Genomic DNA, 21,726 nt, shown 5'->3' on the forward strand with positions numbered 1-21,726 from the left:
TGACTGTCAACCTTCCTGACATAAAACCAGGTCGTTCATTCTTCCTATTTATTTCAATGGTTTTTATGTTCAAGGATCCATGGCAAAGCATTTTTCAGATCTTGGAAAACTACGTCAGCGCCATAGGAGTAAGTCGATCGTGAATGTACGAGAACCGTTTGACACCCTGCCTCTTTGCCTGCAAGAATATCTGGTTCACGGTCCCCTACCATGATACTACGACTGAGATCTACATTGTGCGTAGCAGCTAATTTTTGAAGCATATACGCTTTTGGCTTACGACATGGACAGTCTGAATTAGGTTTGTGAGAGCAATAGGAGATGTCATCGATCTTAGCACCTTGCTTAGCGAGTTTATTTTTTAAATCAGTATGGATTGTCTTTAACATTTCTTCCGTCATATACCCGAGACCTATACCACCTTGATTCGTCACCACAAACACGAGAAAACCCGATTCATTTAACATTTTGATTGATTCGGCCACTCCATCTAGTAAGTATAGGTCACTTGGCTTATTAACAAATTTCACTTTTTTGGTCAGGACTTCATTGATCACACCATCCCGATCTAAAAAAACAGCTTGTTTCTTTTCAATCATCGTTTATTCCTCTGCATACTTTCCATAATCAGGTATGGCCTCTTCATCGAAGTGTTCTGTTAAATGCTTTAAACGATGTTTAAACTCTTCTCCGAACATTGGCAAACCATGCCCTGGTGCAATATAACTTGGATCAAGACTCGAGAGGCGTTCGACCGAATATTTAGCTGCTTCCCAATCCGTTGTAAAATAACGAGGTGGACCTTGGAGATGCTCTGATTGAGTGAGAACATCATACATTGAATCTTGCTTCACTGTAATAATTGCATCTCCTGATAGTAAAGCACCATCTTTTTCACGGTATAAGGCAATTTGTCCAGGGCTATGACCGGGAGTATGTTCCCACCGCCATTCAGGGAATCCATCAATGGATTGACCTTCTGGAAGCACCTGAATAAATGGAGAGAGGTCAATGGCCTTGTACGGAAACGCTCCTGATAATTTAGCAACCAGTCCCCCTTCAACAGTGGGATCGGGTTTTGGGTAATCCTTCAGCCCATTTAAAAAAGGAAGCTCGAGTTCATGGCAGTATACATTTACACTCCAATGACTAGCTAGCTCATATGCAGCTCCCACGTGATCAAAATGTCCATGCGTTAAGATGATAGCTTTTGGCGGGAAAGCATCACCAAACGATTCAGCTAAAATGGATAAGATTCGATCTTTTGTTCGACTGATTCCGCAATCTATTAGTAACCATTCCTCTGGTTTATTTGGATTACCTATAAAATAGACATTTACTATCTTATCTGTGAAACAGTAAATATCCTCTGTTAACGCTTGAAAAAAACCATCGTGAGCAGAGCTTATAGGCAATGTAGGCTGAGGCTCATTACCACTTACTTGATCCATATCTTGTCCCTCTTTTCATTCATCCTTTTTAAATCAGTACACACTTATTTTCACTAAGATTCTAATTAGTATGCACACATTCCAGAGCGATATAAAATGAGAATATTCTAATACGTTTAAGCATATATACACAGGGAAGAGAAGACTTGTACTTATAAATAAGGAGAGAGATCATATGATGAGTTTTATTTTTAGTTTAATTATAGGTGGACTTATTGGATGGGCAGCTGGAGCAATTACTGGTAAGGGCGTTCCTTTTGGTATCATAGGTAATATCGTAGCTGGACTCATTGGAGCGAACTTAGGTACAGCTCTTTTGGGAGATATCGGTCCAAAAGTTGGTGGATTCGCCATAATCCCTGCTTTGATTGGTGCCATTATCTTAATCTTTATTGTTAGCTTTATCTTACGAGCTATCAAAAAATAATACATGGCCTCGGACCTGTTCCGAGGTCTTTTTTATATTCACTCATACATGTGCCAAAATTATTTTGAGCATGTACGGTTGAATTTCGCGCATTTTTTACTTTTTTGCGCACTCACCAACATATTTTGAGCAATGTGCCTTTCGTTTTGAGCATTTTAGGCTTTTTTGAGCATCTGAGCATTTTTTTGAGCATACTCCTTACTTTTTCGCTCGCGTCGTGTGCTCATCATGCTCATAACAAAAAAGCAGTAGGGGCAAATCCCTTCGGATCTGCCTCACTGCTTCTGTTTGATTAGCGATTCTCTAAATAGGTATTTAAATGCTCTTTCACTTTCTCTGGATCAGCCTCTAATACATTTCCTGTATCAACTAACGGACTAAGCGTTGAGTATGCTTTTAGCTTATCATCGTTGTATACACTGATGATCTCGTCTTGATTAATTGAATAAAGAACGGCTTTACGCAAATCTTCACTCTCTGCTACATCGCGACTTTCATTGTTAAAGGATAGATAAGAGACTCCGTTACTTGGTGTGCTTTGTAATTCTAACTTATCTTCGCTCTCAATGACATCCATCTTGTTCTCTGCTACCCCGTAATACAAGTCAATCTCATTACTACGAAGTGCAGATAATGCGGCATCAGCATCAGCAATAAAGCGGACATCCACTTCACTAATGTTAGGCTCATATTCTGTACCAACTTGATAACCTGGATTCTTTAAGAACTTAGCTTCATAGTCATTTTTAACGTTTAAAATGTATGGACCACTTGTATACAAATGGTTATCGTACGTATCACCTTCTGTAATTGCACGTTGGTCACCATACGCAATGTCCCTTTCGGCATCGTAGCTATCAATATCATACGTGTTAATCGATTCAACTTGATCCTTCGATACAATCCCCGCGGATTGGTGCGCCAAATAGTTTAATACTTGTGGAAATGGTTCCGTTGTCGTTAGCTTGATTACTTGGTATTTTCCTTCACTAGAGTCAGCCTCATCTTTGTTTGTGACTAGTTCATTAATTGGTTGATCTAGTTCATCTTCAAGCTGATCTTTGATACTTGTTGATTCATCTGCTGCATTCACACCTTCTAAGTCGGCTAGATTATCCACTGCCTCTACAGTATCAATGTGTTCATGCAAGGTAAATGTCCGGTGATCCGGTACAGAATTCGGATCTGATGCGCGCTCTAGTGAGAAGATCACATCATCTGCGCCTACTCTTTCTCCCGTATCTACTGCTTCTCCATCTTCAATAGATGCGAAATTAATATCGTCACGAAGAACAAAGTAGTAATCCGAGTTTCCTTCTGCAATGCTGTAATCATACGACAGCGAAGCCTCAGGTGTAATTTCATCATCATCTGTCAGATTAACTAATCGAACATACATATTCGTATTCAACTGATTAATAGATCCGTCATTTCCTTTAATAGGATCTAAAGATGTAAGTTCAGAAATTGATTGCTGTAAAACAAGTGGATCTGTATCACGTCGAGACTCATCAACAAAGTCAACGGAATCCCAAGCGAAGGCGCGTGATTTTGATAAACGGACTGTATCAGAATCTAGTACATCTTTATTAAATACTTGGTTCTTCAGAGAGTTATAAAGAGGTGCAATATAAGCATTCTCTTCTACTAGTTTTAACTCTAGTTCTTTATACGTTTCTGTATATTCCTCTGGTGACTCCGTGGCAGCCTTTTCTATTAGTGCATCCACTTCATCATCCTGAACAAGGGTATTATCCCCATCAGACTTAAAAAGAGAACGAATTGCATAGTCAGGATTCCCTGTAACAGTTGTCCAACTGTTAATGGCGATATCAAAGTTCCCTGCATCACGTTGAGTCGTAAAGCTACCATAATCAGGCTGCTGATTAATTTTTACGTTGAATCCGTTTTTAGTAAGCTGGTCACGTAGGATATTAATATCCTGTTCATTACTACTCATAGATAGCAACTCAATATCTACTGCTTCTTCAGGAGCTGCTGTTGCTTCATTTATTGTATCTCCATCTCCTTCAGCATCCTCTCTCGTTGTCACATTGCACGCTCCAAGTACCGTCAGTGCTAATGCAGATGCTAAAATTGCTGCTTTTTTCTTCATATTCTTTCCCCCTATAAATTTTATGATAGTTTTGGATCTGTTGCATCACGAAGTCCATCGCCGAGAAAATTAAATGATAATACGAGTAAAATAATCGCTAAACCAGGAAATATAGCTAGATGCGGCTGGCTTTCCAAGTAGGCGCTACCTAACCGAAGTACATTACCCCATTCTGGGATATGTGGTTCAACACCTAATCCTAAATAACTCAAACTGCTTGTTGAGATAACGGCTGTACCTACTGTTAAGGTAGATTTTACAATCATCGGTGCCAGTGCATTAGGAATCACATGTTTAAATATAATTTGTCGATCATATGCCCCTAGAGCTCTAGCAGATTCAACAAATTCATAGGTTGAGACCTGGAGAACATTAGCCCTCATTGTCCGGGCATAACCAGGAATCGCTCCAACACTTAAAGCAATAATTAGGTTCACAGTATTCGCTCCAAAAGCAGCAATGATTGTGATCGCTAGGAGCAGTCCGGGAATCGCATAAAGGACATCCAATGCTCTCATAATGACATTATCCGATCTCCCACCGAAGTAACCCGAGAGCGCTCCAAACACGCCTCCTACTATGAAAGGAATCATCGTAGCCAAAAAGCCAACGACTAGAGATATTCTTGCGCCAAAAATGACTCTAGAAAATACATCGCGACCATAGTTATCGGTTCCAAATGGATGTGCCAAGCTAGGATCTTGCAAAATTAAGGAGTAATTATTATTAATTGCATCTCCATAATCAAACACACCAATACTTGTGATCGATATACTTAATAAAAATAAAATAAAGAACAATCCAAGCATTGAAGCATTATTATAAGTGAGTTTATCTAACAAACTTTCCCGCACAATCCACGTAACAGAACGAGTCTGCTTGATATAGGCCCACACTGTAAATAAAACAAATAAATTTCCTGTTAGTGCAGTTAAACTAAGAATCGCTAGGAGAACCGCTCGTGGCCCTCTGTTGAGATGCTCCAGACGCCCCTGTAAACAAAGAAAAGCGATATGAAGAACTAAAATGAGAATCAGTGCATACATCGATGGCAAAAAAGTATTCGATACATAGGGTTTAAAAAGATTCACGGATGATACGAGAATCACGATTACATCTGTGATGATCATATATGAGGCGTATGCATATGCCGTACTACGTTTTTCCTTTAACACATATAAAGATGAAACAGCCAAAAAGACATTCCCTACAAAAAGACTAAACAACAATACAACCGCTAGAATCTTTACCTTTGCTGAAATTCGGTCGATCAATTGTATATCTCTTTTCACTTGCCAGACTAAAAGAGTCTGAAGCAATGTGAAGACCGCCTGAATTCCAGTGTATATCAACACTCCAGGTCGAATAGAAAGGGTAGTCCACTCGATACTGAATAGTAGTAACAGGATTGTAAATCCAGTCGACAAAGCTAAAAAGAATCGTACCTGCTTGTATAAAAAGCGATTATTTGAAGAAACCACGGACTCACCTGCCATTAATCTAATACTCTTTCATCTTGGATCGAATCCTTGGGTCTAAAAATGTATAAAGGATATCAATTACGACATTTACAATCGAAATCGCAATGGCAATGTAGATAACTCCACCTAATACACTAGGGATATCAGGGACAAACTGTTTGTCTACGATATAACTTCCTAGACCACTAATGTTAAAAACCTTCTCAGTAACCGCAGCTCCACCTAACAATCCACCAAATTGTAGACCAATTACCGTTACAATTGGGATCAGTGCATTTGGTACAGCATGTTTGACTAACACATGACGGCTGGATAAACCTTTTGCTCTAGCCATCAAAATATAATCCTCACCAATTACTTCTAAGGTAGAGGAGCGTGCCATTCTTGCCACCGCAGCCATTAGACCTGTACCCAAAACAATGGTCGGCATGATTAGCGATAGTGAGTTACTCGCTCGGTATGTTGAAGGTAGCCAGCCAAGATGTATCGAAAATTGCATAATCATTACTAAACCTAGCCAAAAACTAGGGATTGAAAGCCCAATTAAGGCGACAAACATTAAGCTCTGATCATAAATGGAATTACGCTTAACAGCTGCATAGATACCCGCCGGAATCGCAACAATGATAGCCAAAGCAAGTGATAATAAAGTTAACTGAAGAGTAATTGGAAACTTTCTTAAGATTGTTGAAGCGACATCTTCTCTGCCTTCAAAGGAAAGACCAAGATCAAATGTCAGTATGCCCTGAAAGGTTTTCCAAAGTTGAACGAGATAAGGCTGATCTAAGCCATATACACGATTAAAATTCTCAATTTGTTCAGCTGACGCCTGCGCCCCTAATATATTGACGGCAGGGTTAAAGGATGAAAAATGCAAAATACTAAATACTACAGTTGTTACACCCGCTATAACGAATAACATCATAATAAATCGGTCAAATATATACTTTACATAAGGATAGGCATACACAGTCAGTAAAAGAAACATCGGAAAACCTAGCACAATCCCAATGAATAGTCCTTTTGGTTTTGATAGAAAAGAAGCGATTTCTTGCTTAAATGTAAGCCGAACTTTTCCAGTCTGGTGTGCCTCTTTTTCTTGAGCTTCGACCTTTAATTGTCGGAACCGTTGCTGAACTATTTGCTCTGTTTCTTTTCCTGTTTTTTGTTCATTAAAGAAGGTTTGTTTTGCAAGCTCTTGCTTTCTTAACCTACCTAAATCTTCATCCCCTCGCTGATCATCATAGTTGATGTCATCTGCTTGGATAGATCGTTTTCTCTTTATGTACATAAATAGTACAAGTAGATGAAGGGGTAAACCTAGAATAAATAGACAGATAGAATACAAGGAATGCCTGCTTGCTTTCTTGTAATGATGAGCGAACCACGTTGCTGATTTCTGCGATTGATGTGTCACACGCGAACTCTCTCTCCCTTCATTTACAGTTCTTTTAAGCTTATTAAGAGACTGAACCCCTCCATTTTCCAGAGAAGATGTAATGAATATAGCAGAAGGAAAAAAATAAGTCAATTATTCTTATGAATTTACTATGCTTTTAGTCGTAGTTCAGTTAAAATGAATTTCATAGTCCAAGTAGAATGAACTTGTTAGAGGAGATTAAATGAATGAAAACGTTACTCGAGGTCAGAAACCTTTCTATAGATTTTGAGCAAGGTGAGCTTTTTACTAAAGCCGTTTCGAATGTTTCATTTCACATAAAAAAAGGGGAAACACTTGGTATTGTTGGGGAATCTGGTAGCGGAAAAAGCGTCACCGCCAGAGCTATTATGAAACTTCTTCCTCATTCCGCCATTTACAAACCGGATACTAGCATTGTTTTTTTAGGAAAAGATCTATCACAAGCTACCGAAAAACAAATGGAAAAAGTTCGAGGACGAGATATCGGGATGATTTTCCAGGATCCTATGACATCTCTTAATCCGACCAAAACAATAGGAAAACAACTTACAGAAAGTATTATCAAACATCAAAAATTATCATCAAAACAAGCAAAACAAGAAGCAACAAACATGATGAAGCTTGTTGGTATTAATAATCCCGAGTATCGATTTAAACAGTATCCTCATGAATTCTCTGGAGGTATGCGCCAGCGCATTGTCATTGCGATCGCACTTGCCTGCAAACCAGCTCTTCTTATTGCTGATGAGCCAACCACTGCTTTAGATGTGACCATTCAAGCGCAAATTCTTGAATTAATGAAGGACATCCAAAAGCAAACTGACACGTCAATCATTCTAATCACTCATGACTTTGGTGTCGTATCACAAATGTGTGACCGAGTCATTGTAATGAAAGAGGGAGCAATAGTTGAAGAGAATGACGTAATTTCTATTTTTAAAAATCCTCAAAATGATTATACAAAAAAGCTCTTACATGCTCTGCCAGACCTACAAGATCAAAAACCAGTTAAGGTCATTGACACGCAGAAACAAGAATTACTGCGCGTGAGTCATCTGAAGCAGTACTTTACACTCGCCAAGGGGCAGGTCACAAAGGCAGTGGATGATATTTCTTTTTCAATTATGAAGGGAGAGACTCTTGGCTTCGTAGGAGAATCAGGTTCGGGAAAATCGACAACTGGTCGAACGATTTTACACTTGCACCGACCAACTTCTGGTGAAGTCATTTATGAGGGCTTTGATCTCGCACACTTAACTCCCTCAGAGCTTAAACAAATGAGGCAGCATATGCAGATCATCTTTCAGGATCCTTTTGCTTCACTAAATCCTAGACTTAAGGTCATAGATATTATTGGTGAAGCTCTTGATATACATCATTTAGCTCAATCAAAAGCAGAGCGTCAGGCACGAGTCGAGGAGCTTCTCAAGATGGTTGGCCTTGATCCAGCCTTTGCCATCCGTTATCCACATGAATTTTCAGGTGGCCAAAGGCAGCGGATTGGAATTGCACGAGCATTAGCTGTTGACCCGACCTTTATCGTTTGTGACGAGACACTCTCAGCGCTTGATGCGTCCATACAAGCACAAATTGTAGACCTTCTTGAGGATTTGCAGAAGAAGTTGAATTTAACGTACTTGTTTATTGCTCATGACCTTTCTATGGTCAAACGTATTTGTGACCGGGTAGCTGTGATGTTTAACGGTAAAATTGTTGAGATGGCTGACACGGAAGAACTATATAGCAATCCTCTTCACCCATATACACAAAATCTATTAGCGGCTATCCCGGTTCCTGATCCCACTATTACATCTACCCAACAGGTTAAAAGCATTTCTGTACCTGAAGACTGGGAAGATCATCAATTAATTGAGGTACAGAAGGGCCATTGGGTGGCGCAGGTTGGCTAATTAAAACAAAGGAGAGCTGCACCGCTCTCCTTGATTTAAAATGACAAGTACAAATACCTTTTAACTCGATGGCATTTCATCCCTATTGATTAATGTATATTCTATTGTATGGGTCCCTTTGGCGAGCACTCTGACGAATGTGCCTTGATCGAGTCTTGTGCTGGTGCTAAATACCACTCGTTTTGTTTCATTGCTTTCATTTATACCTTTCAAGTTATACTTATATCTTCCGTCATCATCTGAAGGGTCACCTTGCACCTCAACATAGACATATTCCTCCGCAATCATTGGATTAAAACGGTCGATGGTTTCTCGAAAGAAAAAGTATAGGCTCGTAATGACAACGACTAAAACTAGACATGAGATAAGGATCTTTTTCATAAACACATTTCCTTTCTATAAAGCACTTTTAACAATGCTTTTGTAATATTGAACAGTGAACACAGCAAATAGTAAGTAGATGAGAATATACGCTACCATACTAATGATGATTGGCGTGAGCATACTTGAAGCCATGAGAACAGAACCTACGTTAAGAGCAAAAGCAGCGTGTACTAACCCAATGACCAGAGGAATCAAATAAACAAAGAGTTGCTTACGGATGATCCCTTTCATCATGTCGTTCACTTGAAATCCAAGTTGTCGTAGTGTTCGATAATGGGCTTTTTCTTGTTCAGCCTCTGTCATTTGTTTAAAGTACAAGATACTTCCCGTTGAAAGGATAAACACAAAGCCTAATAAGCCAGCGATGAAAATGAAGAGCCCAAAGGTTTGAATAGATCCCTCGTATGCGGAATAAAAGTCAGTGATATACTGATCACTATCCACATTCGCTAGAAAAATGTCAGAGGCCGTATCTGATTTCTCCGTATCCAATAATTGAAACACATCAAAGGTCAAAAATTCTGTGTACTCATCCTCCTGAATACTATCACTCAATCTCTTAAAGGTTTCTTCAGAAACAAGTAGCTGCTCGCCATAAAATCTGTAATTCATCACGTTTTCAAGCATAAACTCGGAGACTATTAATCGATCAGCTTCATCATTTGATGCGTACTGCACGTCTTTCGGAAATGAAATATCTATTCCTTCTATAATAGCCCGCGTATTATAATAGATGGCTTCACCGTCTTTGGGAATCTCAACATCTAATCCAGCCTGCGCCATCTGCTCTGCCGAGAAAAGCATAAACGTTCCTAGACGATCTTCTACATTAGAATCCTGCTCCATCCATGTGCCATCAAATCGTATGGAATCTAGTTGATTTTGATCAAATTCAATTTGCTCCTCTTCCAACCCGCTTGAAATGATAGCGGCTTCCTCCTGCATATTTTCTACTGCAAAATCAAAAGGCATCGCCAATCTCACATCTTTTTCGGTTGAATAATACAAGGAGTAGGAAAGTGAAATCATTGTGATCGTCATAGCAGATAATACAGTGATTAAGGTTAACGAATTGGCGTGACCTTTCATTCTGTGCATTAATGGCGCTACCGACAAGCTATTATACAAGCCTAGATTTCCATTTTTCTTTTTTCGAAACACATATAATACCCAGCTTATTGTCGTATGGAAGATTAAATAAGTTCCGAGTATGGTACTAGCGAGAACGACTAACATAAGAAACATCAGCATATCTGCATTGTCTATGATTAAGGTAGACACATAATAACCAACCCCTATTAGAACTAATCCTGTTAATCCTAAAATGCCTGAAACAATGCTTGGACGTTTGACAAAGTCATCATTTTTATTATTTGCCTGAAACAATTGCAGTAGTGTACTACGATAAACCGTCCAAGTAATTTGTACGGATGTGACAACAATTAGGCAAATAAAAACGGCCAGTGTTTGGATGACTGCTTGACCGGAGAAGGGTAAGCCAATGACAGCTTCGAAACCTATTAAGTTCATAAAGAGTAAAAGAAAGAGTCGCGAGAGCAAAGCTCCAACTAGCAATCCAATGAATAAAGCTCCTATGCCAAGAATCGTGTGTTCCAAGATCAGTACCCGAGCGACCCAAGCCTTAGACAAGCCAATTAACTGATACAATCCAATTTCTTGACTACGCCTTCTAATAAAAATATTCGTAGCGTACATCGTAAACACAATGGTAATGAGAATGAGTAATATTCCAGCGATTTGAAATGCTGTTGAGAAGTTCACGCTAGCTTCAACCATCGTAACAACGGTCTCGTCATTTTGTAGGGTAGAAAAGATAAAATACAAACTTATGCTAAAAATCATCGCAAAGAAATAGAGGTAATACATTTTGATGTTCTTTCGAATGCTTCGAAATAACAACTTCTGTGTGGTCATCTTTGATCGCCTCCTCCAAGAACGGCTTGCATGTCTAGAATGTCCTTAAAAAAAGCTTCTCTTGTTTTATCCCCTCGATGTAACTCAGAGAAAACGCGACCATCCTTTAAAAATACAACCCGGTTACAATAGCTCGATGCTAACGGATCATGAGTGACCATGATAATGGTTACTTGTCGTGCTTGGTTTATCTCGTGCATGTTCTCTAATAAATTCGAGGCGGCTTTTGAATCAAGTGCACCGGTAGGCTCATCAGCAAACACAATGGAGGGCGAATGAATTAATGCCCGTGCAGCCGAAGTTCGTTGCTTTTGGCCACCTGAAATTTCAGAGGGGTACTTATTCGCTAATTCATGGATATCCAAGATCTCTGCAATGGAGTTAAACTCTGACTCAGCCTCATCCTTGCTAATTTTTGTTAACGAAACAGGAAGTAATATATTTTCTTTTACCGTTAATGTATCAAGCAAATTGTAATCCTGAAAAATAAAGCCTAAATGCTTGCGGCGAATACTTGAAAGTTGGCTATCCTTCATTTTTGAAATCTCGTGCTCGTTTATGAAAATACGTCCATCCGTAGCACGATCAATCGTGGCTAACGTGTTAAGAAGCGTTGTCTTACCTGAGCCTGAAGGTCCCATGATGCCAACAAACTCACCTTCTGTCACACGAAGATCGATTCCTTTTAAGACTTGCTGGGCATTTCCCTTTGAACCAAAGGATTTACGTACTCCTTCAGCCATTAAAATGGTTTTAGGTGTCTTGTCTAACGTCATCTCTTCCACTCCAATCAAGTTGGTATAGACACAGTATAGTTCTTTTCTAACTCTAGGTCGTAAGCTTTAGATGATAAAACAGGTTTGAATGTGATATTTTTGTCACCTACACAAATAAAAAGTAGTCAGGTAATAACCTGGCTACTTCGGTAAGGTCTATCTTATAATACTGATTGCCTAATCTGTTCAAATGAATTTTTGCGTGTAAATAGTAATGAAATGGATGTACCTTCGCCAACAGTTGAAGAAACATCAATTTGTATATGTAACTTCTTACTTATTTCTTTTGCAAGATAAAGCCCCATTCCGGTAGCTGTATGCTGCACTCGACCATTTTCCCCTGTAAAGCCCCGATCAAATATACGAGGTAAATCATGCGCTTGAATGCCCGGTCCGTCATCTTTAATGGTTACGACAGTAGATTGATTTGAATCGGAATCCACATTAATGACGATTATTCCATTCGTAGGACTGTATTTAATCGCATTTGTTAGAACCTGTCGCATGACAAATCCACCCGACTTTTTATCCGTGAAAGCGGTAGATGAGGTGTTTCCCGTTAGATCTATGGCTATATTTTTTTCCATACACCAAGTTGAAAGCTCCCTAATCTCTTCTCTTAGCAAATCGTTTACTTTTAACTCTTCCGGCAGTAAGTCTGAGTCTGAGTTGGCTAATCTTGAAATATAAAGTTGTCGGTCAAGTAATAGGTGGATCTTAAGCCAATTTGTTTGGAGCCTTTGAGCTAACTCATTTGAACGATGAGCATCAATCGTTATCTTCATCGCTGTAAGAGGTGTTTTCATTTCATGGACCCATGATACAAGATCATTATGGTCCATTTGTTGCGTGGATTGATCCTCATGTCGTTTTTTTTGATCTTGCTCATAAATGTTTTCTAAAAGCTTATATACAATACGGTCTGGAAACTGATAACGAGGAGGAGGCATACGTTCAAACCAGTCATCTCCCAGGTCATCAGAAAGTGTAAGCAATGATTTATAATAGGACGTTTCCTTTTTATATCTCCAGATAAAAAAAACGACACAAGTAATTAGAAACAACACATTCAAATAAACGATCGAGTAAGGTTCAACATGAATACCCGCATCAAATACAAGTAAAGCGTTTGTTAGTAGAAGGACTAAACCCAATAAGCCAATCCAACTCTTTTTATAAAAAAGATAAGCGATAAACAAATCTGACCCTCCTAAAGTGTGACGGCCATATATCCAAGCCCTTTTTTCGTCACAATTCCATCGGCTAAATTTAAAGAGAGGAGCTTTTGGCGTAACCTTGTAATGTTGGCAGTAAGCGTATTGTCATTAATAAATTGATCATCATCCCAAAGCATTTTCATCAATTCATGACGCGAGATAATCTCATTATTTGATTTAATCAATACAGAAAGAATAAAAAATTCATTTTTTGTCAGATCAATCGTTTTCCCATCCTTATAGATTCCACCCTTCTTTAAGTCAATGATGGCTTGATTCCATTCAATGACATCGGAGGAGGCTTCTTCATACGTATAGGTTCGACGAAGCATCGCCTGAATTTTTGCGAGAAGGACATCCATATGAAAAGGCTTTTGAACATAATCATCTGCCCCTAAATTCATGGCCATCACCATATCCATTGGATGATCTCTTGATGAAAGAAAGATTATAGGAACTTTTGACACTGCCCGTATTTCTCTGCACCAATGAAAGCCGTCAAACTTAGGAAGCTGTATATCAATCATGACTAGGTGAGGTCGCTGCTCAACAAAATCCTCCATCACTTGAGAGAAATCATTGGGATTACTTACCTCGTATGACCACTGACTTAACCCTTCTCTAAGAGCATCTAAGAGATGAGCGTCATCCTCAATAATAAAGATATTCATATTCAAGTTGTTTTCCTCCTCCCTAAACACTTTCTATACTAACGATCAGAACCCTTTCCTCAGATGAGCTCTGTCTTTTCCTCTATCTCCATCCACGTCTCAGCATACTTTTCCATTTCTTTCATTATAGGTTCAAGCGCAAGGCCCTTTTCTGTTAATGAATATTCAATCCGAACAGGAGTTTCTGGAATAACATTACGTTTGACGATTCCTTCAGCTTCTAAATCTTTAAGTCGCTCTGAAAGGACTCTGCCGCTGACAGCCATGGAGGATTCAATATTACAAAAGCGCTGAGGTCCAGGTAAGAGCTGATAAATGATTAAGCCAGTCCACCTCTGACTTAGGATTCCCATTGCTTTTTCAAATCTTGGACAAATTGTCGTATCCATTTCAATCACTCCTTACCTCTATTATATACCCGTTCAGTGAAAAATAAATTACTTTTTATAATAAAGTTACTTGACACCATTAAGTAATAAAAATATAATTACTTACATAAAGTAAGTTACTTACAAGATTTAATTTGAGTAACTAGACATACGTTTTACAACTTTAGAATATATATCGCAGGCGGTGCATCACACATGAGTTTCTTAAAAAAGTTATTTGGCAATGACCAAAAGGAGGAAGTAAACATGGCACAAGAATCATTGAAGATTGGAATTATCCTAGGAAGTACAAGACAAGGACGCGTAAGCCCTCAAGTAGGAGAATGGGTGAAAAAGCTCGCTGACGAACGTGGAGATGCGACGTATGAAATCGTAGATATAGCGGAATATGAGCTTCCGTTCCTTGGTACAACGGATGGAACAGAGCCAGGAATCGCAGCATGGAATGAAAAGCTAGCTAGCCTTGATGGATTTGTTTTCATCGCTCAAGAATACAACCACAGCATCTCAGGTTCATTAAAAAATGCATTAGACTTTGCTCGTGATGCATGGTATAACAAAGCGGCTGGTATCGTCAGCTACGGTTCAACAGGCGGAGCACGTGCAGCAGAGCACCTACGTGGAATTCTAGGAGAGCTAAAAGTTGCTGATGTACGCACTCACCCAACACTTTCACTATTCTTGGATTTTGAGAATGGGCAGGACTTTAAGCCACAGGACCTTCACCATGCTAACATCACAGCAATGCTTGATGAAGTAAATGAGTGGAGCACAGCTTTAAAAACGATTCGCAAGTAATATATGAAGATAAGCTTTTAATAAAAAGGCGACCTAGACATGTTTGAATGTCAGGTCGCCTTTAGTTTTTTGGAGTTTAAGTGCAGAGATCGTTGAATGTAAACTAATTGACATAGAGATCTTGCTAGGAGAGGGGGTTCTCTTGATAAACCTAGAGTAGGTCTTGGCAACATGCTCTTCTCCTTGATAATATCCACTCTGTCTTGATGCCACATCAAATTTTCTTGCTATCGACTTCACTTTCTTGCTAAATCTCCATCCTTCTTGATTTTGCATCGATTGCTCTTGGTGTCGCTCTTTTCCTCTTGGTTCATCTTCTATCCGTCTTACTTCTTTAGCATTTCCTATTTGTAAGACCTAAAAGTCCAATAAGGTTTATAAAAATGGTCATTTTTATTCCGAAAGGCATTTGAATTAGCTTGTGAGAGCTTAGCTTCTTGGTATCTTCTACTTTCCTCTTGATAGAACTTACTTATCTTTTAGTATTGCTCCTAGCCTCTTGATAAAACCGGCTCCATCTTGATTTCACAGCGACCTCTCTTGGTGTCACCCTTTCCGTCTTACTAAATCTCCATCTGTCTTGATCCATTTGTGATTGCTCTTGGTCCCGACCTCTATCTCTTGGTCGTTCTCTATCCATCTTGATTTCAGAAACATTCCTCTTGATATAACGGCGTAGCTTGTGAAATAACAAAAAAACTGTATGACGATCACTCGTCATACAGTCTGATATTAGTTCTTACAGTTCTTCACCATTTGTTTTAATTACATTCTGATACCAAGCAAACGAATCCTTCTTAGAACGTTTAAGTGTTCCATTTCCTAGATCATCTTGATCCACATAGATGAAACCGTAGCGTTTAGACATTTCAGACGTTGAGAAGCTGATGAGGTCAATTGGTCCCCATGCCGTATAACCCATTAAGTCCACACCATCTTTTACTGCTTCTTTCATTTGTTCGATGTGCTTGCTTAAGTAATCAATACGATATTGGTCATGAATTGAACCGTCTTCTTCCACTTTATCATAGGCTCCTAAACCATTCTCAACAATAAAGAGTGGCTTACCATAGCGATTATGGAAATCACGTAAAGTTACGCGCAGCCCTTTAGGGTCAATCTGCCATCCCCAATCTGAGGATTCAAGGTATTGGTTTTTAACTGCACCTTTAACCAAGTTACCAGCAGTCTCTTCTTGCTCACCCTGTGTTGTGACAGACATAGACATATAGTAGCTGAACGAGATGAAATCAACTGGGTGGTTCTTAAGGATTTCATCGTCGCCTTCTTCTTTGTTCACTACGATATCATTATCTGCAAAGTGGCGGTCCATATAAGATGGATATTCCCCTTTTGCATGTACATCTGTAAAGAACAAGTTTAAATCATTATCATGCTGAGCTTTTAGGATATCATCCGGGTGGTTCGTTACTGGATATGTTTGCATACGAGCAAGCATACAACCTACTTGTGAACCAGGAATGATTTCATGAGCAAGCTTTGTAGCTAAAGCACTTGCTATAAATTGATGGTGTACAGCTTGATACGCGATTTGGTCGCTTGTTTTCCCTGGAATTTTATCAATAAGCACGCCACCGCCCGTGTATGGGCTATGAGTGATTACGTTAATTTCATTAAACGTCAACCAATACTTCACAAGATCCTTATAACGAGTGAAGACTGTTTCAGCATATCGTGTATAAAACTCAATCACTTCACGGCTATACCACCCATTATACTTAAGAGTAAGTCCAAGTGGCGTTTCGTAATGAGACAACGTAACAAGTGGCTCAATGTTATGTTTTTTTAATTCATTAAAGACATTCTCGTAGAACTGAAGCCCCGCTTCGTTCGGTTGTGCATCATCACCGTTTGGAAAGATACGAGACCAGTTAATTGATACACGGAACACTTTAAATCCAAGCTCTGCAAATAGAGCGATATCTTCTTTATAATGATGATAGAAATCAATTCCATCACGTTTTGGGTAACGATCTTGGATCTTTCCAGCTAATACATCATCTATATATTCAGAATTGACGTCAATAGCAAAATTCAGTCCACGCTTCTCTTTTGGAACAAACGGGACCATATCAGCAGTTGATAGCCCTTTACCATCTTGATCAAACGCACCCTCTACTTGGTTAGCCGCTGTAGCGCCTCCCCATAGAAAATCTGGTTTGAATCCTTTGATTGCTTTAGTCATCTTCTCCACGTCCCTTTCTCTTTCTATAATCATTGGAGGCTACTGCTCTGCAGCCCCCAAAGTTAAATGATCATCTAACTAATGTTAATAATTGTTCGCCTTCAAAAACAGGACCAGAATCGTTAATGCTTAACACATCTAAATAATCAGGTGTGTTCGTTACAATAATCATTGTCACCGTTTGAATATTCGCTGCTTTAATTGCTTCACGATCAAATTCAATCAGTTTTTGACCCACTTCAATTCGATCTTCTGCTTTTACTAATGCATTAAAATGCTGACCTTTTAATGATACGGTATCAATTCCAATATGAATCAGAATCTCTTCACCATTATCCCCTTTAATACCAATAGCATGCTGGGAATCAGGTAGTACCATAACGGTTCCAGATACAGGTGCGACAATATGGTTTTCACTTGGTTCAATGGCAATCCCTTTACCCATAATTTCTTGAGCAAATGTCGGGTCTGATAGATCTTTTAATGGAACCAACTCTCCTTTTAATGGAGATTGGACAACCGTTTGCGTTTGAGTACCTGTAACTCCAGCTGATTCTTTTTTCTCATCAGTTGCGGCAGGTGCTTCTTCTTTTTGTCCTTCTTCAGGAATATCTTTAAATCCAAACACCATCGTCAGGATAAACGGTATAACAAGTGACAATACAAACAAAATTAATGCAATAACCAATGGAGCTGTAGCCCCACTTGGATCTGCGAAAACAGGAATAGAAAAGACACCAACTAGACCACCAAGAGCAAAGGCTTTAAAACCATACCATCCAGCAAATGCGCCAAGAATACCACTTGAGATCATTGCATAAATAAATGGTTTTTTCAGTTTCATGTTAACCCCATACATAGCAGGCTCGGTAATTCCAATCATTGCAGAAATACCTGAAGATACAGCTAACTGTTTCATCGCTTTATTTTTTGATCGAACAGCTACACCAAATGACGCTCCTGCTTGAGCCAAGTTACTGATAAACATCATTGGTTGCAGGAATGTATCCGTTCCATTGTTGTTAATGTTTTGAATAGCAATCGGCACAAACGCATAATGCATACCTGTCATAATGATAAGTGGCATAAACCCACCAAGTAATAGACCAGCAACAGGTCCAGCGACGTCAAATAAGTAAACAAATATTGTCGAAAGTCCTTCACCAAGGTTTGTTCCAAGCGGACCAATTAACCAAAGAGTAATCGGTAGAACAATTAAAAATGTAATCATTGGTGAGAACATTAATGAAACAACGGACGGAATGACTTTCTTAACGGCATTGTATACGTATTTAAGAAGAAGCACCGCAAGGATAATTGGAACTACACTTGATGAATAATTCAAAACTGGAATCGATATGAAACTTAAACCAAATATCGAAAAACTTGTTACGTCTGTAATACCATTTGCCGCATCAATAAATGTTGGATACATCAAAGTACCAGCAATAATTAGCGCTAGGTATTCATTCGTTTTCACCTTACGAGCAGCAGAAACGGCTAAGAAGAACGGTAGGAAGTAGAATACGCTGTCCCCAATTGCATTTAAGATTGCGTACGTATCACCCGCGTTATTCATCCAGCCTAGTGTTACAAATAAGGCAAGAAAACCTTTTAGTAAACCTGCCCCAGCAAGTGCAGGCAAGATCGGTGTAAACACACCAGAGATAAAGTCCATTGTTGCAGAGACAATGCCCTGCTTTTCACCTTTTTTCTCTCCACCACTACCGGATCCACCACCTTCAACCATTGGCTCCAGTTCAGCAAAGACATCTGATACTTTATTACCGACAATCACTTGGAATTGATCTCCTGAAAACTGTGCACCAAGCACCCCATCAATTCGTTTGATCGATTCCATATCTACTTTTCCTTTATCGTGAAGGTTAAAGCGAAGACGTGTAATACAATGCCATGCTTGGTCTACATTACTTGCACCGCCAACATTCCCTAGAACTTTTTCTGCAATTTCTTTATACTTCGACATGGTAAATCCCCCTTTTTTTCCATAAAAAATACCCAAACAGACGGCCAGTGGCTCGTTCCATTTGGGTAATGCCTGATAATATCAGTAACAATCCGCCGTGATCTATTTAGTTATTTGCCTATTTGTCACACGCCATACATGAAGAGTTAAATAAAGTCGTTCATTAGAAGTTAAGCTCCAGCCATACTTCTTCTCAAGCAGGCTTGAAATTTTCTCCACCGCCTGATAGGCCTTTGCGTACTTAGTCTTCACTAGCTCAAGAAGAGTAATATCTACTTCTTCCTGCTCCGTTTGGTCTTGCTTGAATTGCCGGATAAAGAAATAGCGAAGGTGCGTAATAAATCTCGTGTAATTTAATGAATCTTCATCAAGCTCAATTTGAAAATGATATTGAACAATTTCTATGATGCGATTAATAACCTCTGTCATCTTTAGTGTTTCTTCAATCTTTGTCTTTTTTGCCTGTTGTCCATTTACAAAGTGATACGTAATAAAGGTCTCTTCACTTTTTGGAAGCAACACATCAAGACGATCAAACACCTGACGAATGGCACTTTTGGCTGATTCATATTCCTTTGGGTATAGGTTCTTAACTTCCCAACGGTTTGTATCTGCATAATCTACCCGTTCATTTGCTCGTTTTACGGCAAAGTTCAGGTGATCGGCAAGAGTTAGATAGATATTATTATTAAATGTAACGCCCAGCTGTGCTTCTGCATTTTTGATAATTTCAACTGAAACATCAAGGACCTCAGAATCAATTTCATCCAATACCTGCAGCAACGGCTTTCGAGTTGACGATTGCTCAGCAACAAACTTGCGACGGATACTCTCCTCAGGAATGGAGTCTCCCTTATTCTTTTGGTATCCAACACCAGTGCCCATTACAATCCATTCTACTCCAGATGAATCTTTAACCAGTGCCACATTATTATTGAATGCTTTAGTGAATTTCATGGAATGTCCTCCATATCTCATAACACAACAAAATCCCATCTTAAAAACACATTTAAAAAAAGTGTGTTCTTAACATAGGTAATGCCTGATCGAATCAGTAACAATCCTAATATATTGTTGTACCCATACTATACATCCCGATGTAAACGATGTCAATCTCTTTCAATAAGAATTATATTTAATAAAAAGAGCTGAAAGGATAAAATCCCTTCAGCTACACATGTTACTGCTTCTCATTCACTTCTCTACTTTTTAATGAGAAGAACGTTATGGCAAAGCCAATTGATAATGTGAGTATGACTCCAATAATGGCATACCAGAAATATGGACCGACATACGCTACAAGACTAACGATACTCGATAAGATATACCCATAGATTCGAACACCTAATAGTGCAAAGAACGTAGCACCAATCATGCTTGCAACCGTACATGCTATAAAGGCCTTCCTATGTTTAATTAAGACTCCAAACAATGCTGGCTCTGTGATTCCAAGTAATGCAGATATGGCAGCAGATAAAATGACCGATTTTTCTTTTTTGTTTTTCACTTTAAAGAATACCGCGAATGTTGCCCCCGCTATCGCCATATTTGTCATTAAGAACATTGGCATCATCATATCAAAACCATTGTCGGCGAAATTTTGTAAGGCAATCGGTGTCATGGCATGATGCATTCCAAATACGATAGCAATTGGGCGTATTCCACCTACTACAGTTCCCGCGAGAATAGCAGATAAACTAAAGAGCATCTCAATAAATGATGCAAGCAAGCCCCCCATATATGCGCCAAGTGGACCCGTTACAATTAATGCAAGTGGGATCGCGATAAACAACGTTACCGTTGGTGTAAAAACCGTTCGAAGCACATTTGGCATAAATTTATCCACGTACTTTTGGATATAACTTAACGCCCATATTGATAAAATAATCGGGATAACGGTGGCACTATAATTAATAACTGGTACCGGTAGCCCTATAAAAGTAAACTGGCTAATCTCACCTAATTTTGCTGCATCAAGTAGGGATGGATACATAAATCCACCAGCAACCGCAAGTGCGAGATATTGATTGGTTTTAAAGATATTCGCAGCAGATGCCGCTAAGAAAAACGGTAGAAAATAAAAGACTGCGCTTGCAACTAAATCAAGAATGATCACTGCATCACTCTCAGCGTTTAATACCTCAAGAGCAATTAATCCTGCCAATATCCCTTTAATCATCCCAGCTCCAGCTATCGCTGGAACAATTGGCCCAAATACACCTGAGACAACATCAAGCAACGCACCAAAAAATCCTTTTTTCTTCGTTGATGCCGATTGGCTTTGTTCTGAATTCTCTTCTATATTAAGCTCATTCGTTAAAGCTTCATGGACTTTTTGAACATGTGTACCGATGACAATTTGATATTGATCATTCGTCAGCTGGTCTCCCATTACTCCTTCAAGTGCTTTTATCTCTTCTCTATTTATTTTCGAGAAATCATAAAGATCAAATCGAAGTCTTGTCATACAATGCCATACTTTTTTAATATTATCTTCTCCGCCTACATATTTAATAATATGTTTGACGTTCTCTTTTTCATTCATACTGCCAGCCTTC

The 21,726-nt window shown here is 39.1% G+C and carries 18 protein-coding genes; 3 read left to right on the forward strand and 15 right to left on the reverse strand.

What is annotated here, in order from left to right; genetic code table 11:
* Positions 1-53 precede the first annotated feature (53 nt).
* Both J2S05_RS10270 and J2S05_RS10275 read right to left on the reverse strand, forming a co-directional pair.
* A complete protein-coding gene (locus J2S05_RS10270; RefSeq protein ID WP_306982459.1) occupies positions 54-599 on the reverse strand; it encodes a D-glycero-alpha-D-manno-heptose-1,7-bisphosphate 7-phosphatase in 546 nt (181 codons plus the stop codon).
* Between the two features lie 3 nt (positions 600-602).
* The gene (locus tag J2S05_RS10275; protein ID WP_306982461.1) at positions 603-1,451 is read right to left on the reverse strand and encodes an MBL fold metallo-hydrolase; all 849 of its coding nucleotides are present in this window, start codon (positions 1,449-1,451) and stop codon (positions 603-605) included.
* 178 nt (positions 1,452-1,629) lie between these two features.
* On the opposite strand from J2S05_RS10275, the gene J2S05_RS10280 reads away from it, so the two are divergent.
* Positions 1,630-1,878, forward strand: a complete 249-nt coding sequence (locus J2S05_RS10280) for a GlsB/YeaQ/YmgE family stress response membrane protein (RefSeq protein WP_306982676.1) — start codon at positions 1,630-1,632, stop codon at positions 1,876-1,878.
* A gap of 292 nt (positions 1,879-2,170) precedes the next feature.
* Here the strand turns inward: J2S05_RS10280 and J2S05_RS10285 are convergent, their stop codons facing one another.
* Genes J2S05_RS10285 through J2S05_RS10295 form a run of 3 tightly spaced genes read right to left on the reverse strand, consistent with a single transcriptional unit; the run spans position 2,171 to position 6,892 of the window.
* Positions 2,171-3,994, reverse strand: coding sequence for an ABC transporter substrate-binding protein (locus J2S05_RS10285; RefSeq protein WP_306982462.1), 1,824 nt, complete (start codon positions 3,992-3,994; stop codon positions 2,171-2,173).
* Between the two features lie 20 nt (positions 3,995-4,014).
* On the reverse strand, positions 4,015-5,490 hold the full coding sequence (locus tag J2S05_RS10290) for an ABC transporter permease (protein WP_306982464.1): 1,476 nt from the start codon (positions 5,488-5,490) through the stop codon (positions 4,015-4,017).
* A gap of 4 nt (positions 5,491-5,494) precedes the next feature.
* A complete protein-coding gene (locus tag J2S05_RS10295) occupies positions 5,495-6,892 on the reverse strand; it encodes an ABC transporter permease (RefSeq protein WP_306982465.1) in 1,398 nt (465 codons plus the stop codon).
* A gap of 209 nt (positions 6,893-7,101) precedes the next feature.
* Here J2S05_RS10295 and J2S05_RS10300 point away from each other — a divergent pair, with 209 nt between their 5' ends.
* Complete coding sequence (locus J2S05_RS10300) at positions 7,102-8,805, forward strand: ABC transporter ATP-binding protein (protein WP_306982467.1); 1,704 nt, start codon at positions 7,102-7,104, stop codon at positions 8,803-8,805.
* A gap of 60 nt (positions 8,806-8,865) precedes the next feature.
* Here the strand turns inward: J2S05_RS10300 and J2S05_RS10305 are convergent, their stop codons facing one another.
* From J2S05_RS10305 to J2S05_RS10330, 6 genes are all read right to left on the reverse strand, one after another.
* On the reverse strand, positions 8,866-9,186 hold the full coding sequence (locus J2S05_RS10305) for a YxeA family protein (RefSeq protein WP_306982469.1): 321 nt from the start codon (positions 9,184-9,186) through the stop codon (positions 8,866-8,868).
* Positions 9,187-9,201: 15 nt separating this feature from the next.
* Positions 9,202-11,124: an FtsX-like permease family protein gene (locus tag J2S05_RS10310; protein WP_306982471.1), complete on the reverse strand. Its 1,923-nt coding sequence runs from the start codon at positions 11,122-11,124 to the stop codon at positions 9,202-9,204.
* Positions 11,121-11,900, reverse strand: coding sequence for an ABC transporter ATP-binding protein (locus J2S05_RS10315; RefSeq protein ID WP_306982473.1), 780 nt, complete (start codon positions 11,898-11,900; stop codon positions 11,121-11,123). The genes J2S05_RS10310 and J2S05_RS10315 overlap by 4 nt, the downstream gene beginning before the upstream one ends.
* Before the next feature lie 161 nt (positions 11,901-12,061).
* The gene (locus J2S05_RS10320; protein WP_306982474.1) at positions 12,062-13,099 is read right to left on the reverse strand and encodes a sensor histidine kinase; all 1,038 of its coding nucleotides are present in this window, start codon (positions 13,097-13,099) and stop codon (positions 12,062-12,064) included.
* An 11-nt stretch (positions 13,100-13,110) separates the two neighbouring features.
* Positions 13,111-13,788: a response regulator transcription factor gene (locus J2S05_RS10325; protein WP_306982678.1), complete on the reverse strand. Its 678-nt coding sequence runs from the start codon at positions 13,786-13,788 to the stop codon at positions 13,111-13,113.
* A gap of 59 nt (positions 13,789-13,847) precedes the next feature.
* Complete coding sequence (locus tag J2S05_RS10330) at positions 13,848-14,177, reverse strand: winged helix-turn-helix transcriptional regulator (RefSeq protein WP_306982476.1); 330 nt, start codon at positions 14,175-14,177, stop codon at positions 13,848-13,850.
* A gap of 195 nt (positions 14,178-14,372) precedes the next feature.
* On the opposite strand from J2S05_RS10330, the gene J2S05_RS10335 reads away from it, so the two are divergent.
* On the forward strand, positions 14,373-14,975 hold the full coding sequence (locus tag J2S05_RS10335; protein ID WP_306982478.1) for an NADPH-dependent FMN reductase: 603 nt from the start codon (positions 14,373-14,375) through the stop codon (positions 14,973-14,975).
* 739 nt (positions 14,976-15,714) lie between these two features.
* Here J2S05_RS10335 and J2S05_RS10340 read toward each other — a convergent pair.
* The 4 genes from J2S05_RS10340 to J2S05_RS10355 all read right to left on the reverse strand — a co-directional run bounded on the left by J2S05_RS10340 (position 15,715) and on the right by J2S05_RS10355 (position 21,713).
* A complete protein-coding gene (locus tag J2S05_RS10340) occupies positions 15,715-17,181 on the reverse strand; it encodes a glycoside hydrolase family 1 protein (protein ID WP_306982480.1) in 1,467 nt (488 codons plus the stop codon).
* A gap of 70 nt (positions 17,182-17,251) precedes the next feature.
* On the reverse strand, positions 17,252-19,168 hold the full coding sequence (locus tag J2S05_RS10345; RefSeq protein ID WP_306982482.1) for a beta-glucoside-specific PTS transporter subunit IIABC: 1,917 nt from the start codon (positions 19,166-19,168) through the stop codon (positions 17,252-17,254).
* A 102-nt stretch (positions 19,169-19,270) separates the two neighbouring features.
* The gene (locus J2S05_RS10350) at positions 19,271-20,125 is read right to left on the reverse strand and encodes a PRD domain-containing protein (RefSeq protein ID WP_306982483.1); all 855 of its coding nucleotides are present in this window, start codon (positions 20,123-20,125) and stop codon (positions 19,271-19,273) included.
* Positions 20,126-20,348: 223 nt separating this feature from the next.
* The gene (locus tag J2S05_RS10355) at positions 20,349-21,713 is read right to left on the reverse strand and encodes a PTS transporter subunit EIIC (RefSeq protein ID WP_306982485.1); all 1,365 of its coding nucleotides are present in this window, start codon (positions 21,711-21,713) and stop codon (positions 20,349-20,351) included.
* Between the last annotated feature and the right edge of the window lie 13 nt (positions 21,714-21,726).

The sequence above is a fragment of the Alkalicoccobacillus murimartini genome, assembly GCF_030813245.1.
GTDB classification, from domain to species: Bacteria; Bacillota; Bacilli; order Bacillales; family Bacillaceae_D; genus Alkalicoccobacillus; species Alkalicoccobacillus murimartini.